General features: G+C 69.8%; 19 protein-coding genes. 7 read left to right on the top strand and 12 right to left on the bottom strand.

Features of this window, described 5'->3' with window-relative positions:
* Window positions 1-15: 15 nt before the first annotated feature.
* The 5 genes from ACVBD7_RS21125 to ACVBD7_RS21105 all read right to left on the bottom strand — a co-directional run bounded on the left by ACVBD7_RS21125 (window position 16) and on the right by ACVBD7_RS21105 (window position 6481).
* Window positions 16-723, bottom strand: coding sequence for an ABC transporter ATP-binding protein (locus tag ACVBD7_RS21125; RefSeq protein WP_458095211.1), 708 nt, complete (start codon window positions 721-723; stop codon window positions 16-18).
* Window positions 710-2491, bottom strand: coding sequence for a branched-chain amino acid ABC transporter ATP-binding protein/permease (locus ACVBD7_RS21120; RefSeq protein ID WP_458095210.1), 1782 nt, complete (start codon window positions 2489-2491; stop codon window positions 710-712). The genes ACVBD7_RS21125 and ACVBD7_RS21120 overlap by 14 nt, the downstream gene beginning before the upstream one ends.
* Before the next feature lie 5 nt (window positions 2492-2496).
* The gene (locus ACVBD7_RS21115; protein ID WP_458095209.1) at window positions 2497-3444 is read right to left on the bottom strand and encodes a branched-chain amino acid ABC transporter permease; all 948 of its coding nucleotides are present in this window, start codon (window positions 3442-3444) and stop codon (window positions 2497-2499) included.
* Window positions 3444-4841: an MmgE/PrpD family protein gene (locus tag ACVBD7_RS21110; RefSeq protein ID WP_458095208.1), complete on the bottom strand. Its 1398-nt coding sequence runs from the start codon at window positions 4839-4841 to the stop codon at window positions 3444-3446. Before ACVBD7_RS21110 ends, ACVBD7_RS21115 begins: the two co-directional genes overlap by 1 nt.
* Before the next feature lie 305 nt (window positions 4842-5146).
* Window positions 5147-6481 carry an aminotransferase class III-fold pyridoxal phosphate-dependent enzyme gene (locus ACVBD7_RS21105; RefSeq protein WP_458095207.1) on the bottom strand — a complete coding sequence of 445 codons (1335 nt, stop codon included), beginning with the start codon at window positions 6479-6481 and terminating at the stop codon, window positions 5147-5149.
* A 201-nt stretch (window positions 6482-6682) separates the two neighbouring features.
* Here ACVBD7_RS21105 and ACVBD7_RS21100 point away from each other — a divergent pair, with 201 nt between their 5' ends.
* The 6 genes from ACVBD7_RS21100 to ACVBD7_RS21075 are packed head-to-tail and all read left to right on the top strand — an operon-like array spanning window position 6683 to window position 13651.
* Window positions 6683-7804, top strand: a complete 1122-nt coding sequence (locus ACVBD7_RS21100) for a C45 family autoproteolytic acyltransferase/hydolase (protein ID WP_458095206.1) — start codon at window positions 6683-6685, stop codon at window positions 7802-7804.
* Window positions 7801-9354, top strand: coding sequence for an ABC transporter substrate-binding protein (locus tag ACVBD7_RS21095; RefSeq protein WP_458095205.1), 1554 nt, complete (start codon window positions 7801-7803; stop codon window positions 9352-9354). Before ACVBD7_RS21100 ends, ACVBD7_RS21095 begins: the two co-directional genes overlap by 4 nt.
* A 10-nt stretch (window positions 9355-9364) precedes the next feature.
* Complete coding sequence (locus ACVBD7_RS21090) at window positions 9365-10312, top strand: ABC transporter permease (protein WP_458095204.1); 948 nt, start codon at window positions 9365-9367, stop codon at window positions 10310-10312.
* Complete coding sequence (locus ACVBD7_RS21085) at window positions 10313-11125, top strand: ABC transporter permease (RefSeq protein ID WP_458095203.1); 813 nt, start codon at window positions 10313-10315, stop codon at window positions 11123-11125.
* The gene (locus ACVBD7_RS21080; protein WP_458095202.1) at window positions 11122-12741 is read left to right on the top strand and encodes an ABC transporter ATP-binding protein; all 1620 of its coding nucleotides are present in this window, start codon (window positions 11122-11124) and stop codon (window positions 12739-12741) included. Before ACVBD7_RS21085 ends, ACVBD7_RS21080 begins: the two co-directional genes overlap by 4 nt.
* Window positions 12742-12751: 10 nt before the next feature.
* On the top strand, window positions 12752-13651 hold the full coding sequence (locus ACVBD7_RS21075) for a GntR family transcriptional regulator (protein ID WP_458095201.1): 900 nt from the start codon (window positions 12752-12754) through the stop codon (window positions 13649-13651).
* A gap of 118 nt (window positions 13652-13769) precedes the next feature.
* Here the strand turns inward: ACVBD7_RS21075 and ACVBD7_RS21070 are convergent, their stop codons facing one another.
* Window positions 13770-14813 (bottom strand): MYG1 family protein, encoded by a 1044-nt coding sequence (locus tag ACVBD7_RS21070; protein ID WP_458095200.1) that lies wholly within the window; start codon window positions 14811-14813, stop codon window positions 13770-13772.
* Between the two features lie 193 nt (window positions 14814-15006).
* Here ACVBD7_RS21070 and ACVBD7_RS21065 point away from each other — a divergent pair, with 193 nt between their 5' ends.
* Window positions 15007-15210: a hypothetical protein gene (locus tag ACVBD7_RS21065; RefSeq protein ID WP_458095199.1), complete on the top strand. Its 204-nt coding sequence runs from the start codon at window positions 15007-15009 to the stop codon at window positions 15208-15210.
* Here the strand turns inward: ACVBD7_RS21065 and ACVBD7_RS21060 are convergent.
* The 6 genes from ACVBD7_RS21060 to ACVBD7_RS21035 all read right to left on the bottom strand — a co-directional run bounded on the left by ACVBD7_RS21060 (window position 15207) and on the right by ACVBD7_RS21035 (window position 20454).
* Window positions 15207-15992 (bottom strand): anti-sigma factor family protein, encoded by a 786-nt coding sequence (locus tag ACVBD7_RS21060; protein ID WP_458095198.1) that lies wholly within the window; start codon window positions 15990-15992, stop codon window positions 15207-15209. The two genes, ACVBD7_RS21065 and ACVBD7_RS21060, sit on opposite strands and share 4 nt — an antisense overlap.
* A complete protein-coding gene (locus tag ACVBD7_RS21055; protein WP_458095197.1) occupies window positions 15989-16516 on the bottom strand; it encodes an RNA polymerase sigma factor in 528 nt (175 codons plus the stop codon). Before ACVBD7_RS21055 ends, ACVBD7_RS21060 begins: the two co-directional genes overlap by 4 nt.
* Window positions 16517-16574: 58 nt before the next feature.
* Window positions 16575-16928 carry a hypothetical protein gene (locus tag ACVBD7_RS21050; RefSeq protein WP_458095196.1) on the bottom strand — a complete coding sequence of 118 codons (354 nt, stop codon included), beginning with the start codon at window positions 16926-16928 and terminating at the stop codon, window positions 16575-16577.
* A 128-nt stretch (window positions 16929-17056) separates the two neighbouring features.
* Entirely contained in the window at window positions 17057-18019 is a 963-nt protein-coding gene (locus ACVBD7_RS21045; RefSeq protein ID WP_458095195.1) for a LysR substrate-binding domain-containing protein, read from the bottom strand.
* A gap of 91 nt (window positions 18020-18110) precedes the next feature.
* Window positions 18111-19313 carry a CaiB/BaiF CoA transferase family protein gene (locus tag ACVBD7_RS21040; protein ID WP_458095194.1) on the bottom strand — a complete coding sequence of 401 codons (1203 nt, stop codon included), beginning with the start codon at window positions 19311-19313 and terminating at the stop codon, window positions 18111-18113.
* Window positions 19314-19323: 10 nt separating this feature from the next.
* Window positions 19324-20454 carry a zinc-binding dehydrogenase gene (locus tag ACVBD7_RS21035; RefSeq protein WP_458095193.1) on the bottom strand — a complete coding sequence of 377 codons (1131 nt, stop codon included), beginning with the start codon at window positions 20452-20454 and terminating at the stop codon, window positions 19324-19326.

Below are 20454 nucleotides of genomic sequence, written 5' to 3'. Positions count from 1 at the left end.
CCGGCTGCCGTTGCATCACATGCCCAGATAAGCCTGTCGGACCCGGTCATCGCTGCGCAGCGCCGCATGCGTGCCCTCCAGCACGATGCGCCCGGCCTCCAGCACGTAGCCGCGATCTGCCGATTCCAGCGCCTCGGCCACGCGCTGCTCCACGAGCAGGATCGTCATCCCGGCTTGGCGATGGATTTCTGTCAGCCGGTCGAAGATGAACTCGGCGACGGCGGGGGCGAGGCCCATCGAGGGCTCGTCAAGCATGAGCAGCCGCGGCGAGGAGGCAAGACCGCGGCCGACCGCCACCATCTGCTGCTGCCCGCCCGAGAGCGTGCCAGCCAGCTGGTTCCGGCGCTCCGCCAGGATCGGGAACCATTCCAGGACCTGCGCCAGGTTACGCGCCCAGTCGCGGCGGCCCGCTTCTGTGCTGGCACCCATCTCCAGGTTCTCCATCACCGTCAGCGAGGGAAAGAGCTGCCGTCCCTCCGGCACATGGGCGATGCCCAGATGCGGCCGACGCGCGGCGGGGATGGCCGCCAGATCGGTCCCGTTGAATCGGATGCGGCCCGCCCGCGCCGCGACCGTGCCCGAGATCGTCTTGAACAGTGTCGTCTTCCCGGCGCCGTTCGGCCCGACCACGGCGACGAACTCTCCCTGGCGCAGCTGCAGGCTCACGCCCTTCAGCACCGAAGAGCCGCCGTAGCCGGCGTGCAGATCGTCAATCTCCAGCACGGGCGCTCCACTTGCTTCCGAGATAGGCCTCGATGACGGCGGGATTGCCGGTCACCTCCTCCGGCAGGCCCTCCGCCAGTACGGCGCCGTGGTCGAGCACGACGAAGCGGTCCACCAGCCGGACCATGGCGTGCAGTGTGTGCTCGATGATCACCACCGTGACGCCCTCGGCCGCGATGCCGCGGATCACCTCCAGCAGCCTTTCCACCTCCGGCCCGCCGAGCCCTGCGAAGGTCTCGTCCAGCAACACCAGCCGCGGCCGGCCGGCCAGGGCGCGGGCCAGCTCCATCAGGCGCAGGTCGAGGTTGCTCAGGATGCCCGCGCGCTCATCGGCCATCCCGCTCAGGCCGACCCGTTCCATCGCCGCCCGCGCCAGCGCCCGCGCCTCCTCGATGCTGCCGGCCGCCTGGGCGCCGCTCATGACGTTGTCCGCCACCGACATCCGCGCGAAGGGACGCACCACCTGGAAGGTCCGCCCGACGCCGAGGCGGCAGAGCCGGTTGGGGGGCAGACCCGTCACATCCTGCCCGTCCAGCAGCACGCGGCCGGCATCGGGGCGCACGAAGCCGTTCAGCAGGTTGAACAGCGTGGTCTTGCCCGCACCGTTGGGCCCGATGATGCCGAGAATCTCGCCCTTGCGGATCGAGAAGCTGACCTCCTGCACCGCCTTCACGCCGCCGAATGCGCGAGAGACGCCCTCCGCCTGCAGGATCACCGGCGCATCCGCCGCCACGGCGCTCCTTCCCTGCTCGGGCGCGTCGCCCCCCGCGGCCGAAACTGCGGCGGGGGTGAAGGGTCTGATCGCCGTCCCGCGCCGACCCCGCAGCAAGTCGGCCACCTTCCAGTACACACCCTCCGGCGCGAGAAGGATCACGGCGATGATCGCCACCCCGAACACCACGCCCTGGATGCCCGGCAGCACCGCGCCGAACTGCGCGTGCAGCGTCTCCCCCAAGGGGATCAGCACCAGCGCGCCGATCACCGGCCCCCAGACTGTGCCGACGCCGCCGAACATTGCCACCGTCAGCGCCTGGGCGGAAATCAGCATGCCGAACACCGCTTCGGGCGTGACCACGAGGAGGATCACGGCATGAAAGCCGCCGATCATTCCCGCCACGGCGCCGCTCGCCGTGATGGTGATGAGCTTCAGCCGGCGCGTATCGATTCCTACTGCTTCCGCGGCCGCCTCGTTCTGCTTGATCGCCGTCAGCGCCAGCCCGTAGCGAGAGCGCTCCACCATCCGCATCGCGAGCATCGTGACCAGCAGCAGGCCAATGGCGAGAAGGATGTACACGCGGTGGTCGGCAAACTGCATGTAGGCCCAGCCACGCTCGCGAATCAGCGGCAGCGAAACCTCCTGATGGCCGAGCCAGAGGAAGATGTTCAGCAGCGCCAGCGGATAGGCCAGCATCGCCAGCGCGAAGTAATGCCCCCGTAGCCGGAAGGTCGGCAGGCCGATCAGCAACCCGGCAAGCCCACCGAACACGGCGGCAACCGGGATGCCGAACCAGGGCGTCAGGCCGAGCTTCACGAAAAGCAGCGCGACGGTATAGGCGCCCAGTCCGAAGAACGCGGCATGGCCGAAGGAAACAAGCCCTGTCATGCCCGAGAGCAAGTTCCAGGACAGGCCGAAGATGGCCCAGACGGCCACCAGCGTCAGCGTGAGCTGGTGATAGGAATTGGTGACGAACATCGCCAGCACCGCATAGGCCGCGCAGAATGCGACCACGGGCAGGATCATGCGCGCACGGCTCAGGGCTCGGAACACGGCGCTCAGGTCCTTTCCGACACGCGGCCGAGCAGCCCTTGCGGCCGCAGGAACACCACCAGCAGGAAGACGACGAAGATCGCGGTGTTCTGCAGCTGGGTCGGCAGCAGCAACGCGGAGCATTGCTGGATGACGCCGATCAGCAGCCCGCCCCAGAAAGCGCCGACGGTGGAGCCGAGCCCGCCCAGCACCACCCCCGCATACATGATGATGACGTATTCGAGCCCGACATACGGCGTGAAGGGATAGCTCGAGGCGAGCAGCCCGCCCGCCACGGCCGTGATGCCCACGCCCAGCCCGAAGGTGATCCGGTGCGCGCGGTCCACGTCGATACCCATGTAGAGCGCGGCCTGCACGTTGTCCGCTGCCGCGCGCAGCGACTTGCCGAGGCGGGATCGCGTGATCACCAGCACCAGCAGGATGACAAGGGCGCCCGCGATCGCTGCACCCCAGGCGCGGGCCTGGTTGATGAACAGCACAAGCGCGCCATCCGCCAGCTCAATCTCCCAGGCTTCCGAGGAGATGTCGCTCGGGATCGAGACGGGCACGCTGCCGAAAAGAATCTGCCCGCCGCTCTGCAAAATCAAAGACAGGCCGAGCGTCAGGATCAGCTGGGCATAGTGCCCCTCACCTTCCAACGACCCCACCCGAGTGCCCGTGACGCGCGAGAGCAGGAAACGCTGCGCGACGTAGCCCAGCACGAACAGCACAGGCCCGGCCAGGAGCGCAGCGATGAACGGCCCCGCCTCGTTCCCGAACAGAGTGCCGATCCCCAGCAGGGCGAAGAGGTGGAAGGCGGCGTACATCCCCACCATCATGAAGTCGCCATGCGCGAAGTTGATCACGCGCATCACACCGAAGATCAGGCTGAGGCCGACGCACATCAGCCCGTAATGAGCCCCGAGCAGCAGCCCGGCATTGAGCGCCTGCAGCAGGCCTTCCAACTGCGGCATCACGGCGCGGCGTCCCTCTCCGCAGCCAGCAGGCCAACCAGCGGCGCCATGTCCGCCGTGGCCGGCATGTCTTCGACGAAGCGAAGGATTGCCGCTCCGCGCTCCCGGCCCAAGGTGTCCGTCGCGGCGCGCTCGCAGCGCTCGCGAACCTCCGCCGGCGACGCCGCAACGACGTCGGCGAGCGACCCACTGAGCAGACGACCGTCCAACGCCAGCTCCATCTCCGCGCCTTGCCGGGCGGGGAAGGCGGCAGTGAGCGCAGCATCCTCCTCCAGCGTAATTAAACCTACAAGGCGCTCCATCTCCGGCCCGATCGGCAAGCAGTAGTTCGCCTCCTCGATGGCGCCCCGCAGCAGGGTCGCCGCAACGCCGAAGGGGATGCTCATCTTGGCCTGGAGCAGCTTGGAGAAGGGTCCCATGCTGTCGCAGCCCGGATAGCGCGCGGCGGCTTTCGGCACGCGGATCAGGATTCTCCGGATCTCCTCGGCACGCACGCCATGCTCGCGCGAGAGCTGCAAGGCCAGCTGGCACGCGGTCTGCGCAAAATTGCAGGCAGGGACAGGCTTGTTGTAAACGGCCATGATCTCAGGCCGGCCGTCGAAGAAGCGGATCGCCGGCCGTGTTCCGTCGCGCCGGAAGGCCGCAAACATCCCGGCATCGCCGTCGAGGGCGCTTTCAGACGCTTCTGCGCCCAGTTCCGCAAGCATTGCGGAGGTCACTGCGCTCCGGGCGGCGAAACCGGGGTGGAAGAACATTTCCGTGCCGCCCACTGCCGGCCACTCGTTCAGCCCACCGGTCGCGTTGGCTGCCATGCCGATCGCGCTCGTCGCGCGGTCCAGGTCCAACCCCATCAGCACCGCGGCGGCAGCGGCCCCGCCGATCGGTCCCGTGATGCCAGTGGGGCGGAACAGGCGCGCGAGTTCGGTCGTGAACAGCGCGGCGCCGATGCGCGCGCCGACCTCGTATCCCGCGACAGCTGCGCTGATGAATCGCCGCCCCGATGTCGGCCGCATCCGCGAGAGGGCCAGCAGCGTCGGGATGACGACGACACCGAGGTGGCTGATCGAGGCCGCATGCATGTCTTCACGCACCAGCCCATGGGCAAGGACGGCATTGGCGAATGCCGCATCCCCGACCGTCGTGCACCGAGCCGCCCCGATGATTGGCACACCGTCCGCCACAAGGGGGGCGATCCCGACGGCCTGCCGTCCCCAGGGAAGGTCACGGGCTTCCAGTGCCGCACCGATCACATCCAGAAGGCAGGTCTGAACCTTCCCGACAACGGCCTCGTCATGGTGGTGCGGGGCCAGGGCTGCCGATGCAGCCTCTCGAGCCAGGCTGGGCGCAGCTTGCTCCCGGGCCGGCGCTCGCCTCGCCACCACCGCGCTCACAGGCATGGCGCCGCAACCCGGCATGGCCGGCAGTGCAACATCGTGTCGGACAAGAACGTCTCCTCTCACCCTGTTTCCGGGTGATGAAGCAGCGTCCAACGGCATCGGTCACGAGTCAACAATAATCAGATTGTAGGACAGATCGGGGCTCTGAAACCGATGCGGGTTGGGTGCTGCAACCAGCTCCCGCTCCCGTTCGAGCTCATCGTGAACCCTACGTACAGCGCCAATGCATTGTCAGCGCACCTCCCGCAGTGCCTCTCCCTGGGAACGAGGCGAAAGCCGGGACGGCCCTTACCGTCCCGGCCCCGTCATGCCTGCGCCGCGGCCTGCCGGATCGTGTCCACGATCTGGCCGATCTGGTCTGCGCTGATGCCAAGCGGCGGCGACAGCACCAGCGAATCTCCCGTTGCGCGGATAAGCACCCCGGCCTCGAAGCAATGGGCGGCGACGGCCCGCGCCCGGGCCGGCCCGCCACCGGCGTCCGGGCCGAACTCGATGGCGCCGAGCAGGCCGAGGTTGCGGATATCCGTTACGCCCTGCGCATCGCGCAGTCCGTGAAGTGCCTCCTCCCAGGGCCCAGCGCTCTCGGCCGCCCGCTGGAACAGCCCCTCCTCGTGATACACCTCCAGCGTTGCAAGCGCGGCCGCCGCGGCCAGCGGATGGCCGGAATAGGTGTAGCCATGCATGAACTCCGTCATGCTCTCCGGCTGCGAGGTGAGCCCTGCGGCGACGCGGTCGTTGATCAGCACGCCGCCCATGGGCACGGCGCCATTGGTCATTCCCTTGGCGCAGCAGATCAGGTCGGGCAGCACGCCGAGCGCCTGGCTTCCAAAGGCGGCGCCGAGGCGGCCGAAACCCGTCACCACCTCGTCGAAGATCAGCAGCAGGCCGTGGCGGTCGCAGATGTCGCGCAGCCGCTCCAGATAGTTCACGGGCGGCACCAGTACGCCGGTGGAACCCGCGATCGGCTCCACGATCACCGCCGCGATGGTCGAGGCGTCCTGCGCCGCCACGATCCCCTCCAGTGCATCCGCGAAGTCGAGGCCACCATGGAGCGGACGGCCGCGGCTGAAGGCGTTGCGCGCGGGATCATGCGTGTGCGGCAGGTGCGAGGTCCCGGGCAGGAGCGGCCCGAAATGCTTCCGCTGCGCCCCGATACCGGCAACCGAGAGCCCGCCGAAGCCCACCCCGTGATAACTGCGCTGCCGCCCGACCAACTTCACGCGCTGCCCTTCGCCGCGCACGGCGTGATAGGCGAGCGCCAGCTTCAGCGCCGTATCCACCGCCTCGGAGCCCGAGCCCGCGAAGAAGACCTGGTTGAAGCCTTCCGGCGCCGCCGCCGTCAGCCGGTTCGCGTACTCGAAGGCCGCCGGGTGCCCCAATCCGAAGGAGGAGGCGTAGTCGAGCTGCCCCGCCTGGATGCGGATGGCCTCGACGATGCGCGGATGGCAGTGCCCGGCATTGACGCACCACAGGCCGGAGATGGCGTCGAGGATCTCTCGCCCGTCCGGCGCGGTGTAGTGCATCCCCTCCGCGCGGGTGACGAAGCGCGGGTCCTTTTTCCAGGCGCGGTTGGGGGTGAAGGGCATCCAGAAGGCGTCGAGCGCATTCGGGGGCGTTGCGAAGGAGAGGTCGTCCATCATCGGTCCGTGTCGTCAGGGTGTCGGGAGGGATTCAGCGCGCGCCGGTCGGCGCAGCGGCCGGGCGGCCCCGTTCCTGGACGCGGTGGGGAAAGATGAGGGCGGGCGGCATTCCGCTTGAGCTTTCCTGTTGAGATCGCGGGCGGGACGTTGCAGGATGCTTGCACTTTGGTTCTCCAAAGTCCAGTTGAAGACGAGGCTCGGATGAGCGCTGAACCCTTCCCCCTGATCGAGCTGAGCGGCACGCCCGGGCAGCGCGGCCGCGACTACGGTCGCCAGGCCGCCCCCCGCATCCGCCGCAGCATCGAGCACTACACCCTCCAGCTCGCCGCCGACGGCCACGGGGTGGAGAAGGTCCGGGGCTGGGCGCGGGACTTCCTGCCGCGCATCGAGGCCTTCGACGGCGCCTATATCGAGGAGATGCGCGGCATCGCCGAAGGCGCCGCGGTGCCCTTCGAGGACATCGTCCTCATCAACGCCCGCACCGAGGTGCTCCAGCTCGGCAAGCGCAACGCCGCCAGCAAGGAGCCGGATGGCTGCACAGGCGTGGTGGTGCTGCCCGAGGCCTCCGCGGACGGAGCAGTGATCCACGCTCAGAACTGGGACTGGAAGAGCGAGTGCGCGGAAACCGGCGTCGTGCTCCGCATCCGCAGCACCGACGGCCCGGACATCCTCACCTTCGTGGAGGCTGGCGGCCTCGCCCGCGCGGGACTGAACGCGGCCGGCATCGCGGTAACCGCCAACTACCTGCAGAGCGACCGCGACTACCAGAAGCTCGGTGTGCCGCTCGCGCTGATCCGGCGCAAGCTGCTGGAGAAGGAGTTCGTCGCCCAGTCATTCCACGCGGCCTACACCACCGTGAAATCGGCATCGAACAACATCATCATCAGCCAGGCCGGCGGCATTGCCATCAACTTCGAATGCGCGCCGGACGAGACCTTCCAGGTGCATGCCACCAACGGCCTCATCGTACATGCCAACCACTGGATCAGCCCCGTTGCCCTCAGCAAGCTGAAGGACACGGGCATCGCGAGCACGCCGGACAGCCTCTACCGCGACATGCGCGTCCGTCAGTTGCTGGAAGCGCATCGGGGCGGGCTGGACGTCGCGAAGGTGAAGGACGCGCTGTTCGACGACTACCAGCACCCCTGGTCGGTCTGCCGCCCGCCACGGCCGAACGCGGCCGGCAACCTCTCCGCCACGGTCGCCATGCTGGTGATGCAGCCGGCAAAGGGCATCCTGGAGGTCGCGCCACTCCCCGCGCTGAACCGCCAGTTCACCCGCTACGACCTCTTCTCCAACGCAGAAGGCCGCGCCGCAGCATGAGATCCACTCTCCTGGCCGGCCTGGCCGCGGCCGCCCTCGCCGCCCTTCCCGCTGCAGCCCAGCCGCAGGTGCCGCTGCGCGCCTCGCTGAACTCGGACATCCGCAGCACCCAGCCCGGCGGCAACCGGGACTTCAACACGGACAGCGTGATCCTGCACCTTGTCGAGGGACTGGTCGCACTGAACGAGCAGGCGGCGCCGGTGCCGATGCTGGCGGAGAGCGTGGCGGTCTCCGAGGATGGCCGCACCTACAGCTTCACCCTGCGCGAGGGGGTCACCTTCCACAACGGCGCGCCGCTCACCTCCGCCGAGGTGCTGTGGAGCTTGCGCCGCTACATGGACCCGGCGACGCAGTGGCGCTGCCTGCCCGACCTGAACGGCCGCTCGGGCACGGCGAAGATCGTGGACATGGCCGCGCCCGATGCGCGCACCGTTACCATCACGCTGGAAAAGCCCGCCGCTCTCTTCCTCTCCACCCTCGCGCGCCCGGATTGCGGCAGCACGGGCATCCTGCACCCGAGCTCCGTCGGTGCCGACGGCGCCTGGGTGAAGCCGGTGGGCACTGGCCCCTACAGCTTCGGCGAATGGCGGCGCGGCCAGTATGTGGAGCTCGAGCGCTTCGGGGCTTACGCCTCCCTGCCCGGCGATCGGGACGGCTTTGCCGGCGGCAAGCAGGCGCTGATGCCGCGCCTCCGCTTCGTCGTCATCCCCGATTCCTCGGCTGCCAAGGCCGCACTGCTGGCCGGCAACCTGGACGTGCTGACCGACGTCCCCTCGCCCGAGCTGCCGGATCTGCGCGCCAGCCGCGCCGTGCAGGTGCTCTCCGCGCCCAGCATGGGCGTCACCGCCCTGCTTTTGCAGACGCGCGACCCCTTGCTGCGGGACGAGCGCATCCGCCGCGCTCTGGCCCTCGCGCTCGACGTGCCGGAGTTGGTCTCCTCCATCGTCGGAGACGACGCGCCGCAGAATCCCTCCCCCCTGCCCTCCGCCAGTCCCTTCCGCAGCGAGGCGCAGGCGCGCCGCCCGGCGCGGGATCTGGCCGGCGCGAAGCGTCTGCTGGCCGAGGCCGGCTATCGCGGCCAGACCATCCGCATGGTCACCAACCGCCGCTACCCCAATGTCTATGACGCCTCGGTCGCCGCCCAGGCCATGGCCGCGGATGCGGGCATCCGGATCGAGCTGGAGGTGCTGGACTGGGCCACGGAGCTGGACCGCTACACGCGCGGCGACTACCAGGCGATGGCCTTCATCTACTCCCCGCGGCTCGACCCCTCCCTCTCCTACGAGATGATCGCGGGCCCGAAGGACACCCAGCCGCGCAAGACCTGGGACGATCCCCGCGCCCTCGAGCTGATCCAGCGGTCCACGCTCACCACCGAGCGCGCTGAGCGCCAGCGCATCTTCGACGAGCTGTACGGCCTGTTCATGCAGCAGGTGCCGATGATCATTCTCTACAACCAGCCCGACTACATCGCGGTGCGCCGGGGTGTGACGGGCATGCGCCCCTGGGCGGCGGGCCAGACGCGCCTCTGGGGCGTTACCCGGTCGTGACCCGCCTCGCATGAGCGCCGCCTACGCCCTGAAGCGGCTGGCTTGGGCGATCCCCACGCTCCTGCTCGTCGCCGTGGCCGTTTTCACCCTGCTCCGCCTGGTGCCGGGGGACCCCGCGCAGCTCATGCTCGGCGATGCCGCTGACGCGGTGCAGCTGGACGCGCTGCGGGAGAGCATGGGGCTCAACCACTCCCTCCCCGTCCAGTTCACGCGCTGGCTGGCGGCGGCGCTGCGCGGCGATCTCGGTCGCTCCCTCGCCAACGACCAGGACGTGCTGCCGCTGATTCTGGAGCGCTTCGCGGTCACCGCCCCCATCGTCCTCGCCGCCGTGGCGCTGGCGGGGCTGATCGCGGTGCCGCTCGGCACGGTTGCCGCCTGGAAGCAGAACGGCCCGCTGGACCTGGCCGTGGTGGGCGGCGCCACGCTGCTGCTCTCCATCCCGAGCTTCTGGCTGGGGCTGCTGCTGCTGCTTCTGTTCGGGCTGAAGCTGGGCTGGGTACCGGTGGTCGGCTATGTCGGCTTCGGCGAGGATCCCTGGCAGGCGCTGCTCTACATCGCCCTGCCCGTCCTCACCCTTACCCTCATCGAGACGGGCGTCCTCACCCGCATGGCCCGCAGCGCGGCGGTCGACGTGCTGCGGCTGGAATACGTGGCCCATGCCCGCTCCAAGGGCCTGCGCGAGTCCACGGTGCTGCGCCGCCACGTCCTGCCCAACGCCTTCGCGCCCACCCTCACCCTGCTGGGCATCGTGCTCGGCAACCTGCTGGGCGGCATCGCGGTGATCGAGACGGTCTTCACCCTGCCCGGCCTCGGCCGGCTGATGGTCGATGGCATCTACGCCCGCGACTACCCGGTGGTGCAGGGCTGCATGCTCTTCGTCGCCACGGTCTATGTGCTTGTGAACCTGCTGGTGGACCTGCTGTATCCCTTCTTCGACCCGCGCGTGGCGGCCGAGTAGATGCGTCTCCGCCTCAACGCCCTGATCGGGGGCACGCTGACGGCGCTGGTGCTCGGCACCGCCATCCTCTGCACCGTCTGGACGCCGCAGAACCCGCTCCGGGTTGCGATGCGCGCCCGCCTCAACGCGCCCTCCGCCGCCCACTGGCTGGGCACGGACGAGGTGGGGCGCGACGTGGTCAGCCGCCTCATGGCCGGCGCCGGCACCTCCTGCCTCGTCGCGGCGCTCACTGTCCTTTTCGCCGTGGCGCTGGGCAGCCTCATCGGCCTGCTGGCCGGCTTCGCCCGTGGCTGGCCGGACCGCGTGTTGATGCTGGTGAACGACGCGCTGCTCGCCTTCCCCGGGATCCTCCTGGCCCTCGGGCTTCTGGCGGTGACCGGGCCAGGGCAGTGGGGCATCGTGATCGCCCTCGGGCTGGCCTATGCGCCCACGGTCGCGCGCATCGTGCGCGGCGCTGTGCTCTCGATCCGCGAGCGCGAGTTCGTCGAGGCCTCCCGCTCCATCGGCAACTCCGAACTCTACACCATGGTCCGGCACGTGCTGCCCGGCACCATCTCCCCGCTCATCGTCCTGGCGACCAGCCTGTTCGGCTGGGCCATCCTGGCCGAGAGCGCACTGAGCTTCCTCGGTCTCGGCATCCCGCCGCCCGCGCCAACCTGGGGCAACATGCTCTCGGCCGCACGCCCCTATCTCGAATCCGCCCCCTGGCTCAGCCTCGCGCCCGGCGCCTGCATCGCTCTCACCCTGCTCGGCGTGAACCTGCTCGGTGACGCGCTGCGCGACAGGCTGGACCCGCGGAGCCGGCCGCAATGAGCCTTGCCATGGAACAGGCCGCGACGCGGAGCCCGGCCGCGGCGCCGCTGCTGCGGGTGCAGGGCCTCTCGGTCGGCGCCGGCGCCTTCACCGCGGTGGATGGCATCTCCTTCGACATCGCGCGGGGGGAAATCCTGGCGCTCGTCGGTGAATCCGGCAGTGGCAAGACGGCGACGGGTCGCGCCATCATCGGCCTCCTGCCCCCCGGCCTGGCCCGCACCGCCGGCGCCGTCCGGCTCGAGGGCGAGGACCTCGCCCGCGTCTCCCCGGACCGGCTGCGCGAGCTGCGCGGCGGCGCCATCGGCATGGTCTTCCAGGAGCCGATGGTCTCGCTCAACCCGGCGCTGACCATCGGCGCCCAGCTCGGCGAGGCGCTGGCACTGCACAGCCGCCTCTCGCCCGAGGCGCAGAGGGAGGCGGCGCTGGCCATGCTCCGCCGCGTTCGTATCGCGGACCCCGAGGGCTGCCTGCGCGCTTACCCGCACGAGTTCTCCGGTGGGATGCGCCAGCGCATTATGCTGGCCGCGGTGATGCTGCCCAAGCCCCGCCTCCTCATTGCCGACGAGCCCACCACGGCGCTGGATAACCTCGCCCAGGCCGAGATCCTGGACCTGATGGTGGAGCTGGCGCGGGACAACGGCACGGCGGTGATGCTCGTCACCCACAATCTTGGCCTCGTCTCGCGCTATGCCGACCGCGCCCTCGTCATGCAGCGCGGCCGCGTGGTGGAGGAAGGACCCGCGCGCCGGCTCCTCGCCGCGCCGCGGGAGGACTACACCCGCCTCCTCGTCTCGGCCATGCCGCAGCGCCTGCCCCGCCCGGCCCGCCTGCCGGCCGAGGTGCTGCTGGAGGCGCGTGGCCTCGTGGTGGAGTATCCCGGCCGCGCCCGCTTCTTCGGCCGCCGGCCGGGCAAGCGCGCCGTGGCGGGGGTGGACCTCGCCATCCAGCGCGGCGAGACGGTGGCCCTCGTCGGCGGCAGCGGCTCGGGCAAGACCACGCTCGGCCGCGCCATGCTGCGCCTGGTGCAGCCCAGCGGCGGCCAGCTCCTCTTCCGCGGCCAGGACATCACCCATGGCCGCGGCGCCGCCTTCCGCGACTTCCGGCTGGCCTGCCAGATCGTGTTCCAGGACCCCTATTCCTCCCTCGATCCCCGGCAGCGCGTGGGCGAGATCGTGGCCGAGCCCCTGCGGCACGAACCCGGCCTCAGCGCCGCAGAGCGGGCCGCGCGAGTGGCCGAGACCTTCGAGGCGGTGGGCCTGCCCGGCATGGACGGGCGCTTCCCCCACCAACTCTCCGGCGGCCAGCGCCAGCGCGTGGCCATCGCCCGCGCCGTCGTGCGCCGCCCCGCCATGGTGGTGGCGGACGAGCCCGTCAGCGCGCTCGACATGACCGTGCAGAAGCAGATCCTGGGGCTGATCCGCCGTCTTCAGGCGGAACGGGGATTCGCCTGCCTCTTCATCTCGCACGACCTGGGCGCGGTGGCGGAGGTGGCCGATCGCGTGCTGGTCATGGAGAACGGCCGCATCGTCGAGCAGGGCACGCGGGACGCGATCTTCGATGCGCCCCAGCACCCCTACACACGCGCCCTGCTGGACGCCACGCCGCGCCTCGCCTAGGCGGGCCGCCATGAGCGACACCGGCACCACCCCGCTGCGCCGCAACCTGGCGCGCAACATCCTGGAGCTGCTGCGCGAACGGGGTGCGGCGCCTGGGGACCGGCTCAGCCGCATCGCCCTGGCCGAGGCGCTCGGCGTCTCCCGCACCCCCGTGAACGGCGCCATCGCCCTGCTGGAGGAACTGGGTGCGGTCCGCACCGAGGGCCGCGCCGTGCGCCTGACGAGCCTCGACATCGACCCGGAGAGCCTCGGCGCGCGAGAGGGCGAGACGGGCGTCGCCCGCCTGCTGGTCGCCATCGCCCGCGGCCGGGCCGATGGCGCGGTGCCGGACGACGTTTCCGAGCGGCAGCTGGCGCAGCAGTTCGGCGCCGGGCGGGGCGTGGTGGCCCAGGCGCTCTCGCAACTGGCCGAGGCCGGGGTGGCCAGCCGCAAGCGCGGCCATGGCTGGCGCTTCACGGCCGGCTTCGCCTCGCCCGAGGAGCGCGCCGCCTCCTACCGCTTCCGCCTGCTGATCGAGCCCGCCGGCCTGCTCGAGCCCGGCTTCGCCCTTCCCGCGGGCTTTGCCGCCCGGACGCGGCGCGAGCACGGGCGCTTCCTCGACCGCCCCTGGCGGGACGACGACGCGCCAGCCTTCTTCGAGATCAACGCGGCCTTCCATGCGGGCCTGGCCGAGGCCTCCGGCAACCGCTTCATTGCGGCGGCCGTGGTGCAGCAGAACCGGCTGCGCGCCCTGTCCAACCTCAACTGGCAGATGGGGCCGCAGCGCGTCGCCGTTTCCGTGCGCGAGCACCTGGCGATCCTCGACCTCCTGCAGGCCGGAAGCGCTGCGCGAGCGGCCGAGGCGATGCGCCTGCACCTGTCCGACGCCTTGGCCCTGAAGCCGTTGCGGAAGGCCCGACCTGCAGGATAGGCCTGAGCCCAGCGTCATAGTGTAGTTCAGCAGATTTGCTGGGCGGAGCTCTGACCAACCAGGGTCACTCCCAGCCCCACCGGACGGTGAGGCTGGGCTTGCAGCACAGGCCTGGCCGCTAGCGTGCCCAGGCCTTCTTCAGGGCCTCGATGGGGGAGAGCTTGTTGGCCAGGCAGGCCCTAGCCATCGCGATGACGGCATCGCGGGTGGCAGCGATCGCCAGATGTCCGCCGCGATGCACGAAGATCGCCCCGGGAATCCCGCAAGCCTGTTCCAGCGCATCGTCCTGCAGCCCGCGCCAGGCAGCTGGCATGTCCAGGCGGTTGGCAAGGCTTCCCTTCTCGGCCGGCATGGCCTGCAGCTTCCAGCGGCCATCGGGCTCCGGGCTCATCACGTAGAGGATGGGCATGGCGAGCTCGAAGGCTGTCCGCTGCCAGGGCATGCCGCGCGGCAGCTCCAGCACGTCGGGGTTGATGCCGCTCACCCCTGCCTTGCATTCCTCCCAGGCCTGCGCCACCGCCTGATAGGCAAAGGCCGCCCCGCGCTCCTTCTCGACCTGACGCTCCACCGCCTCGGCAACCATCCGGCTGGCGCGAAGGAAGCTCCCTCGCTGGTGCTCCTCGAAGGCGGCAGGGTTCGACTGGCTCGGCGCGTCCCAGGCACTGTTGAAGGTCTCGACCATCGATGTGAGATCGGTCGGCGCCGCGCGCTCGACACCATTGTCCACCAGGTCGACATGGCGGACGAACTTGCTCCGGATCCCGTCGGCGATGCGCGCGACCATGGCCTCCTCAACCTCGGGGAAGCCGGATCTGGCGAGCACCTTCCGCACATAGAGCTGCCCCAGGCTCAGGCCGCTCTCCGGCTGGACGGCCCGCCAGACCAGCCCGGCCGAACTCAGCGGGTCGCCATTCGGCGCCTTCGGTGCCCCGGGCTGGTGATGGTCGAAACGCCAGCTTGCCTCGTCGGCGGCACCGCCCACGTCCCAGACGATGTCGGCGCTTTTCAGGAGCGCGTGGTCGCGTGTCCGCTTCAGCTCATGCGTGCCTGCATCGCCATCCAGGCCCAGGGCACCGGTCAGGACGACATAGGCGAGGCAGTCATCCGCGTGGAAGGTGCCGCTATGGGTGGCCAGAAGCAGGGGGCGATCAGTCGGGAGCATCGAACATCCTCATTGGCACCCGCGCACCGGCGGGTTCTGTCAGCTCTCGCGGGTCGGCTCCCGCACAAGTCACCTGATGCCCGCCACTTAGCACGCCGATCGCGCCGAAGCGCGGGGCCGGCCCCAATCAGCGCCCGGAGGTCAAGGCGAGCCCAGCCAACGATCCCCGGCGTCAGCGCCGAGGGCGCACCAGATGGCCATCCAGCGGATGACCATGATGGGCGCGAACCCGATGACGTGGATGGCGGTCAACGGCGAATGGCAGCGCGACTGGGTCCGCAGGGATCGATCCAACCCGATCATCGCGCAGCTCCTGCTCGTCGAGCGGACCTATACCTCGCGCGCGCACATGCTGATCCGTCATCGGTGGGCAGGGGCGGGCCATACCTTGGTTTAGGTCGGCCTCGCCCCGAGCTGCCGCCGCACCTCATCGGCCAGCGGGTGCAGCCCGTCGAGTGGAAGAACCCCGGCCAGGCTGTACCCGGTCCCGTTCGTGGCCCAGGTGACGGCCTCGACCGGCCCGCGGGAATGGCGGGCCATGCGGGTGTCCCGCTCAACCGCCATGCCGCGCGTGACCAGCACCAGCCGCGTGCCCTTGTCGTCATCGAACATGAACATCGCGGCCGGGCCCTGGGGCGTGGGCACCACGCGCCCGCCCATGAGCCGGTACCCGGCGGCGGAAAGATCCGGCACCGCAACACGCCGGCCCAGGCGGTCCGAGGCCCAGGCGACCAGCTCCGCGCCGCTGCTCGCGCCCAGTTCCACCGGACGCCGCCTATCCGACGCATAGGCGGCGTAGCTGTCGGCCGCCTGCTGCGCGAGGGCGGCGATGCCATGCGGCGCCTCCGCAGGGCCCGCGACGCCGTGCAGCCACCACCCGCCCGCCGCGCCGCAACCCAGGGTGAGCAGCAGCGCCGCCGCGGCCCGCCACCCCGCCATGGCCGGGCGGCGCCGCGCCGCGACCAGCCGGCCGACCTGCAGCTCGGGCGGGAGCGGCTCCTCCGCGATGGGCGCCAGCGCCTCACGCAGCGCGGCCCTCTGGCGCCGGTAGGCCTCCACCCGCACGGCGACGTCGGGATGCGAGGCCAGATAGGCTTCAACCTCCGCCTGACGCACCGCGTCGAGCCTCAGGTCGACGAGGCCGTGCAGCTCCTCCTCGGTGATCGGGCGTCCGCTCATTTGACCCTCCGCAGCCGGGGCGCCGCAGGGCTGACCTCGGCCGCCCCCTCCATGGCCAGCCGCAGCCTCTCCCGCCCCCGGGACAAGCGCGACATCACCGTCCCGACCGGGATCTTCAACACCTCGGCCACCTCCGCATAGGAGAGATCCTCGACCGAGACGAGCAGGACCACGCTCCGCTGCTCCTCCGACAGGCCATTGAGGGCCCGCAGCAGGTCGCGGTGGCGCAGTCCCTGCTCCTGCGCAGGCAGGAGGGCAGTGGAAGCCTCCTCCGCCGCTTCCAGAGGCATATGCGGGCCGCGCCGGGTGGATTGCCGCAGCCGGTTCAGGGCCAGGTTGTGCAGGATGGCGAACAGCCAGCTCCGCGCGTCGCCATCGGGCCGGCGCTGGTGCCAGCGGCCGATGGCGCGCTCCAGCCCGTCCTGCACCAGGTCGTCCGCGGCGCCCTTGTCCCGCAGCAGTCCCCGCGCGTAACGGCGGAGCGAGGGGATGAGCGGCTCGATCAGCCGCGCCATGTCGTTCATGGCCAGGGCATCCCTCCGGGATGGCGGACCTGCCCGCCCGCCGGGCAGGCCCTCGGGCTCAAGGCTGCTGGTCCTGCACCGGCGCCCCGGGCTGCCCCGCGTCGCCCGGTACGATGACGAGGTAGCGCCGGGGCAGGTCGGCCGCGCCCTGCACCACCTGCCGGATCGGGCCCATGGCGTTCACGATAGCAGCGCCCGCCGGATTGGTCATGAAGTTCGCCAGCGGCTCCAGGGCGCCCTGCCCGTCCCCGTGCTGGGCCAGGAAAGACGCCTCACCCGCGGGTGAGGCCGCCGCCGGAGCCGGATAGTGGTGGCCCTCATGCGCCAGGGCCGGTCGTACCAGGAGGGCAGCAAGGAGCATGTGCCTGCCATGGTCGCCGTGGCGGATCCTGGCGTTTCGAAGCGTGTTCAATGGACTCTCCTCGCTCGGCCGACCGCGCCGTCATGGAGAGAGACACCGCAGGCGAGCGAATATTCCACGCGACTGCCGATTTTTCTGCGCAGTCCGCGCCGGGTCGCACCCCAAGCACCTCGTCGGATCTAGGCACTCAGGCCTCTCGCCCTCCACGCCTCCGTCTCTGCTAGCCCTGCAAGGATGTCCACCGCCAGACGGGCAACAGCCATCGTGGCGCGTGACGACGGGCGGCTCAGCGGGGTGGCGAGAGAGACCGTTCGCTGGAATCCCGGCTCGACGATCCGAAAGGTGTGAAGCTTTGGCGCGTCGGCCCCATTCGGCGGTGCCGCAAAATGGCGGGCGGCCAGCGAGCAGATCGTCGAGCCGTGACCGCGCCGCACCAGCTCGAAAATCTGTGGGGAAGCGTCGATTTCGATCGCGACGTCGAGCGGCACGCCGTGGAGACGTGCCGTGGCCTCGACCAGGCTGCGAAGCCCATGCTCCGGGCCCGGCATCACGAGCCGTAGATGACCCAGCGCCCGCATCGGCATCTCCGCCCTTTCGTTAAGGAATGGCTGGATCAGCGATGGATCGTAAGTCCCGAGATAGAGATCCTCCTCGAGGATCGGCTGCACGGAGGCACCACTGTCCTCCGGCGCGGTGTGCCCGAACAGCAGGGTGGCATCGAGCGTCCCTTCGCGCAGCCAGCGCGTGAGATAACCCGACATGCTTTCCACGATACGAAGCCGGACCTCTGGCAACTCGCGAAGACATGTCTCGATCAGCGGAACGCTGAGGACGCCAATCAGCGATCCGGGAACTCCCAGCCGCACCACACCGGAAGGCGGCGTGTCCCGCCCGAGGATGCTGGCCTTCGCGTCCTCGGCCTGCTTCAGGATCGCATAGGCATGCACCAGGAACTCACGCGCCTGATCAGTCAGCGTCAATCCGCGGGCCCAACGCAGGAACAGCGTGGTCCCGAGCTCATCCTCGAGGTTCTTCAACCGCGCGCTGAGCGCGGGCGAGCTGCTGTTCAGCGTCTTCGCCGCCGCCATCAAGGAGCCGGCTTCGGCGATGGCGACGAAGGCACGCAGGTCCCGGAGATCCATGGTGTTGCCGAGGAGGAGGAGCGCCTTTCTCCCTCCATCCGGCCATCCGCTCAAGCCTTGCTGCCCGGATGCCCGGGCGCCGCGGCCGCCTCTACCTTGTCCCGGCCGCCGGGCCAGGGACTGCTACGCCGAGTTCACGCCGCAATTCCTCGGTGTGCTCGCCTACAGCTGGGGCCGGGCGCCGTAGCGGAGAGGGAGTGGCAGAGAAGCGCGGGATGACGTTGTGCATGGGGATTGCCCCCATTTCCTTATCGGCCACCTCGATAATGGCCTCGCGCCCCTGCACATAGGGATGGTCCAGCAGTTCCGCGACCGAGTGCACCGGCCCCACCGTCACACCCGCCGCATCGAACAGCGCTAGGTTCTCGGCCTGCCCGCGCAGGGCGACAAAGGCACCGATGATGGCATCCAGCTCGTCCCGGTTCGCAACGCGCGCCGCATTGTCGACGAAGCGCGGATCGGTCTTCATTTCCGGCCGCCCGATCGTGTCAAAGATGCGCTCCGCCATGGACTGCATGGAGCCGGACAGCGCAACATAGGCGCCATCGGCACAGGCATAGACGTTGCGCGGTGCCGTGTGAGAGGACTGGTTCCCCGAGCGCATGGTCGGCCGGCCCGTCAGCCGCACATGCGCCGCCTCGGCCCCCACCATGGCGTGGATCGGCTCGAACAGCGACAGGTCGATCACCTGCCCCGGCGCCTCGTCCCGCTCCACCGCGCGGAGTGCCGCCAGGATGGCCGAGGCGCCGTAGAGCCCGGCCACCATATCGGCCATGGCGAGCGGCGGCAGCGTCGGTGGCTTGTCGGCATGGCCGTTCATGAAGGCCCAGCCGGACATGGCCTCCACCAGCGTGCCGAAGCCCGGCCGCAGCCGCCACGGCCCGGTCTGTCCCCAGCCGGAGATGCGCAGGATGATGAGGCCGGGGTTGCGGGCGTGCAGTGCCTCCGGCCCCAGCCCCCAGCGCTCCAGCGTGCCGGGCAGGAAGTTCTCCACCAACACCTGGCTGCTGTCGATCAGCCGCAGCAGCAGCTCGCGCCCGTCGGTCTCGTGGATGTCCAGAGCCACGCTGCGCTTGTTGCGGGAATAGACCTTCCAGAAGACCTCGATCCCCTCAACCCGCCAGCTGCGAAGGTCGTCGCCCTTGCCGGGACGCTCGATCTTGATGACATCCCCGCCATAATCGGCGAGGACATGCGTCGTCATGTTGCCCGCCACCAGGCGTGACATGTCGAGGATCCGCACCCCATCGAGCGGTCCCCGGCCATCCGGCGCGAATTGCACCACCCCTGCCATGCGCTTCGCCTCAACCCATCACGATCAGCGGCTTGATCTCTTCCATCCGATGCATGCGATCGAGCGCGGTGTTCACCTCGTCCAGCGTGTAACGGCCGGTGATCATCCGCTCGAAGGGAATGCGATCGATATGGGCGGAGGCGAATTGCAGCGCCTTCCAGTAGGACTTTGCGTCGCCCGAGAAGGAGCCGATGATGCGGATGTTCTTCTTGACGATGGTTGAAGGGCTGAAGGTGGTTGTTCCCGCGCCGAGCTGCCCGACGGTGACGTAACGCCCACCTTTTCGAACAAGATCGATCCCTTCGCCGAAAGCGTCGGGATGGCCGGTGAACTCCATCACCACATCAGGGCCGCGCCCGTCCGTCAGCGCACGGATCTCGGCCGCGCGTTCCGCATGCGTCGTGCCCTGGATGGTGAAGGTATGTGTGGCGCCGAACTCGCGTGCCAGGGCCAGCCGGTCGTCCGGTGCGCCGATGACGCTCACGCTCCGCGCCCCCGCCACGCGGGCAACGGCCGCAGCCAGGATGCCCAGCGGCCCCGCGCCCTGAATAGCAACGTGCTCCGACGGATCGATGCCACCCAGGTTGTCGAAGGCGTTCATCACGGAGCGAAAGGCGCAGCTGCACAGGCTGGCCACCGCGTCGCTCAGGTTGTCCGGCACGCGGATGCGCCCGGATTGCGGCAGCACATAGCCGTATTCGGAGAAGCCACCGAGCAGGTAGGGCGGCTTCTCGATATTCTCGTACATATAGGCGCGACGGTTCTCGCAAAGCGTCGGCTGCCGCGCCACGGTGCACCAGTAGCAGTTCCCGCAAGCCGTATGCGTCCAGAGGATGCGATCGCCGATGGCGAGCGGCTGGCCGACGCTGTCGCGCTCCGCACCCTCCCCGATGGCCATGATCCGCCCGACCATCTCATGCCCGAGGATGATCGGCAGATCGACGGCCAGCGAGAGATTGCCGCGGGAAAGGTGCACATCCGTGCCGCAGATCGAGCAGGCGGTGGTGCGCACGATCAGCGCGCCCGGCTCCGGCCCGCGGGGTACCGGCACGCATTCGATCTTCACCGGCCTCCCCATCTGCCGGACCACGGCGGCGCGGGAGAACTCGGGAAGGGTGGTGGTGTCGCCGTTGATGGTCAT

This window comes from Roseomonas sp. WA12 (assembly GCF_054165765.1).
The sequence above is the reverse complement of the archived record's forward strand: the minus strand, read 5'-3'. Positions and strand labels throughout refer to the sequence as shown.

Bases quoted from the DNA above. Each gene is read 5' to 3' on its own strand.
- ACVBD7_RS21115 (WP_458095209.1), bottom strand. From the start codon at position 3,444: ATGCCGCAGTTGGAAGGCCTGCTGCAGGCGCTCAATGCCGGGCTGCTG.
- ACVBD7_RS21110 (WP_458095208.1), bottom strand. From the start codon at position 4,841: ATGCCTGTGAGCGCGGTGGTGGCGAGGCGAGCGCCGGCCCGGGAGCAA.
- ACVBD7_RS21105 (WP_458095207.1), bottom strand. From the start codon at position 6,481: ATGATGGACGACCTCTCCTTCGCAACGCCCCCGAATGCGCTCGACGCC.
- ACVBD7_RS21100 (WP_458095206.1), top strand. From the start codon at position 6,683: ATGAGCGCTGAACCCTTCCCCCTGATCGAGCTGAGCGGCACGCCCGGG.
- ACVBD7_RS21095 (WP_458095205.1), top strand. From the start codon at position 7,801: ATGAGATCCACTCTCCTGGCCGGCCTGGCCGCGGCCGCCCTCGCCGCC.
- ACVBD7_RS21090 (WP_458095204.1), top strand. From the start codon at position 9,365: ATGAGCGCCGCCTACGCCCTGAAGCGGCTGGCTTGGGCGATCCCCACG.
- ACVBD7_RS21085 (WP_458095203.1), top strand. From the start codon at position 10,313: ATGCGTCTCCGCCTCAACGCCCTGATCGGGGGCACGCTGACGGCGCTG.
- ACVBD7_RS21080 (WP_458095202.1), top strand. From the start codon at position 11,122: ATGAGCCTTGCCATGGAACAGGCCGCGACGCGGAGCCCGGCCGCGGCG.
- ACVBD7_RS21075 (WP_458095201.1), top strand. From the start codon at position 12,752: ATGAGCGACACCGGCACCACCCCGCTGCGCCGCAACCTGGCGCGCAAC.
- ACVBD7_RS21070 (WP_458095200.1), bottom strand. From the start codon at position 14,813: ATGCTCCCGACTGATCGCCCCCTGCTTCTGGCCACCCATAGCGGCACC.
- ACVBD7_RS21065 (WP_458095199.1), top strand. From the start codon at position 15,007: ATGGCCATCCAGCGGATGACCATGATGGGCGCGAACCCGATGACGTGG.
- ACVBD7_RS21060 (WP_458095198.1), bottom strand. From the start codon at position 15,992: ATGAGCGGACGCCCGATCACCGAGGAGGAGCTGCACGGCCTCGTCGAC.
- ACVBD7_RS21055 (WP_458095197.1), bottom strand. From the start codon at position 16,516: ATGAACGACATGGCGCGGCTGATCGAGCCGCTCATCCCCTCGCTCCGC.
- ACVBD7_RS21045 (WP_458095195.1), bottom strand. From the start codon at position 18,019: ATGGATCTCCGGGACCTGCGTGCCTTCGTCGCCATCGCCGAAGCCGGC.
- ACVBD7_RS21040 (WP_458095194.1), bottom strand. From the start codon at position 19,313: ATGGCAGGGGTGGTGCAATTCGCGCCGGATGGCCGGGGACCGCTCGAT.
- ACVBD7_RS21035 (WP_458095193.1), bottom strand. From the start codon at position 20,454: ATGACCATCAACGGCGACACCACCACCCTTCCCGAGTTCTCCCGCGCC.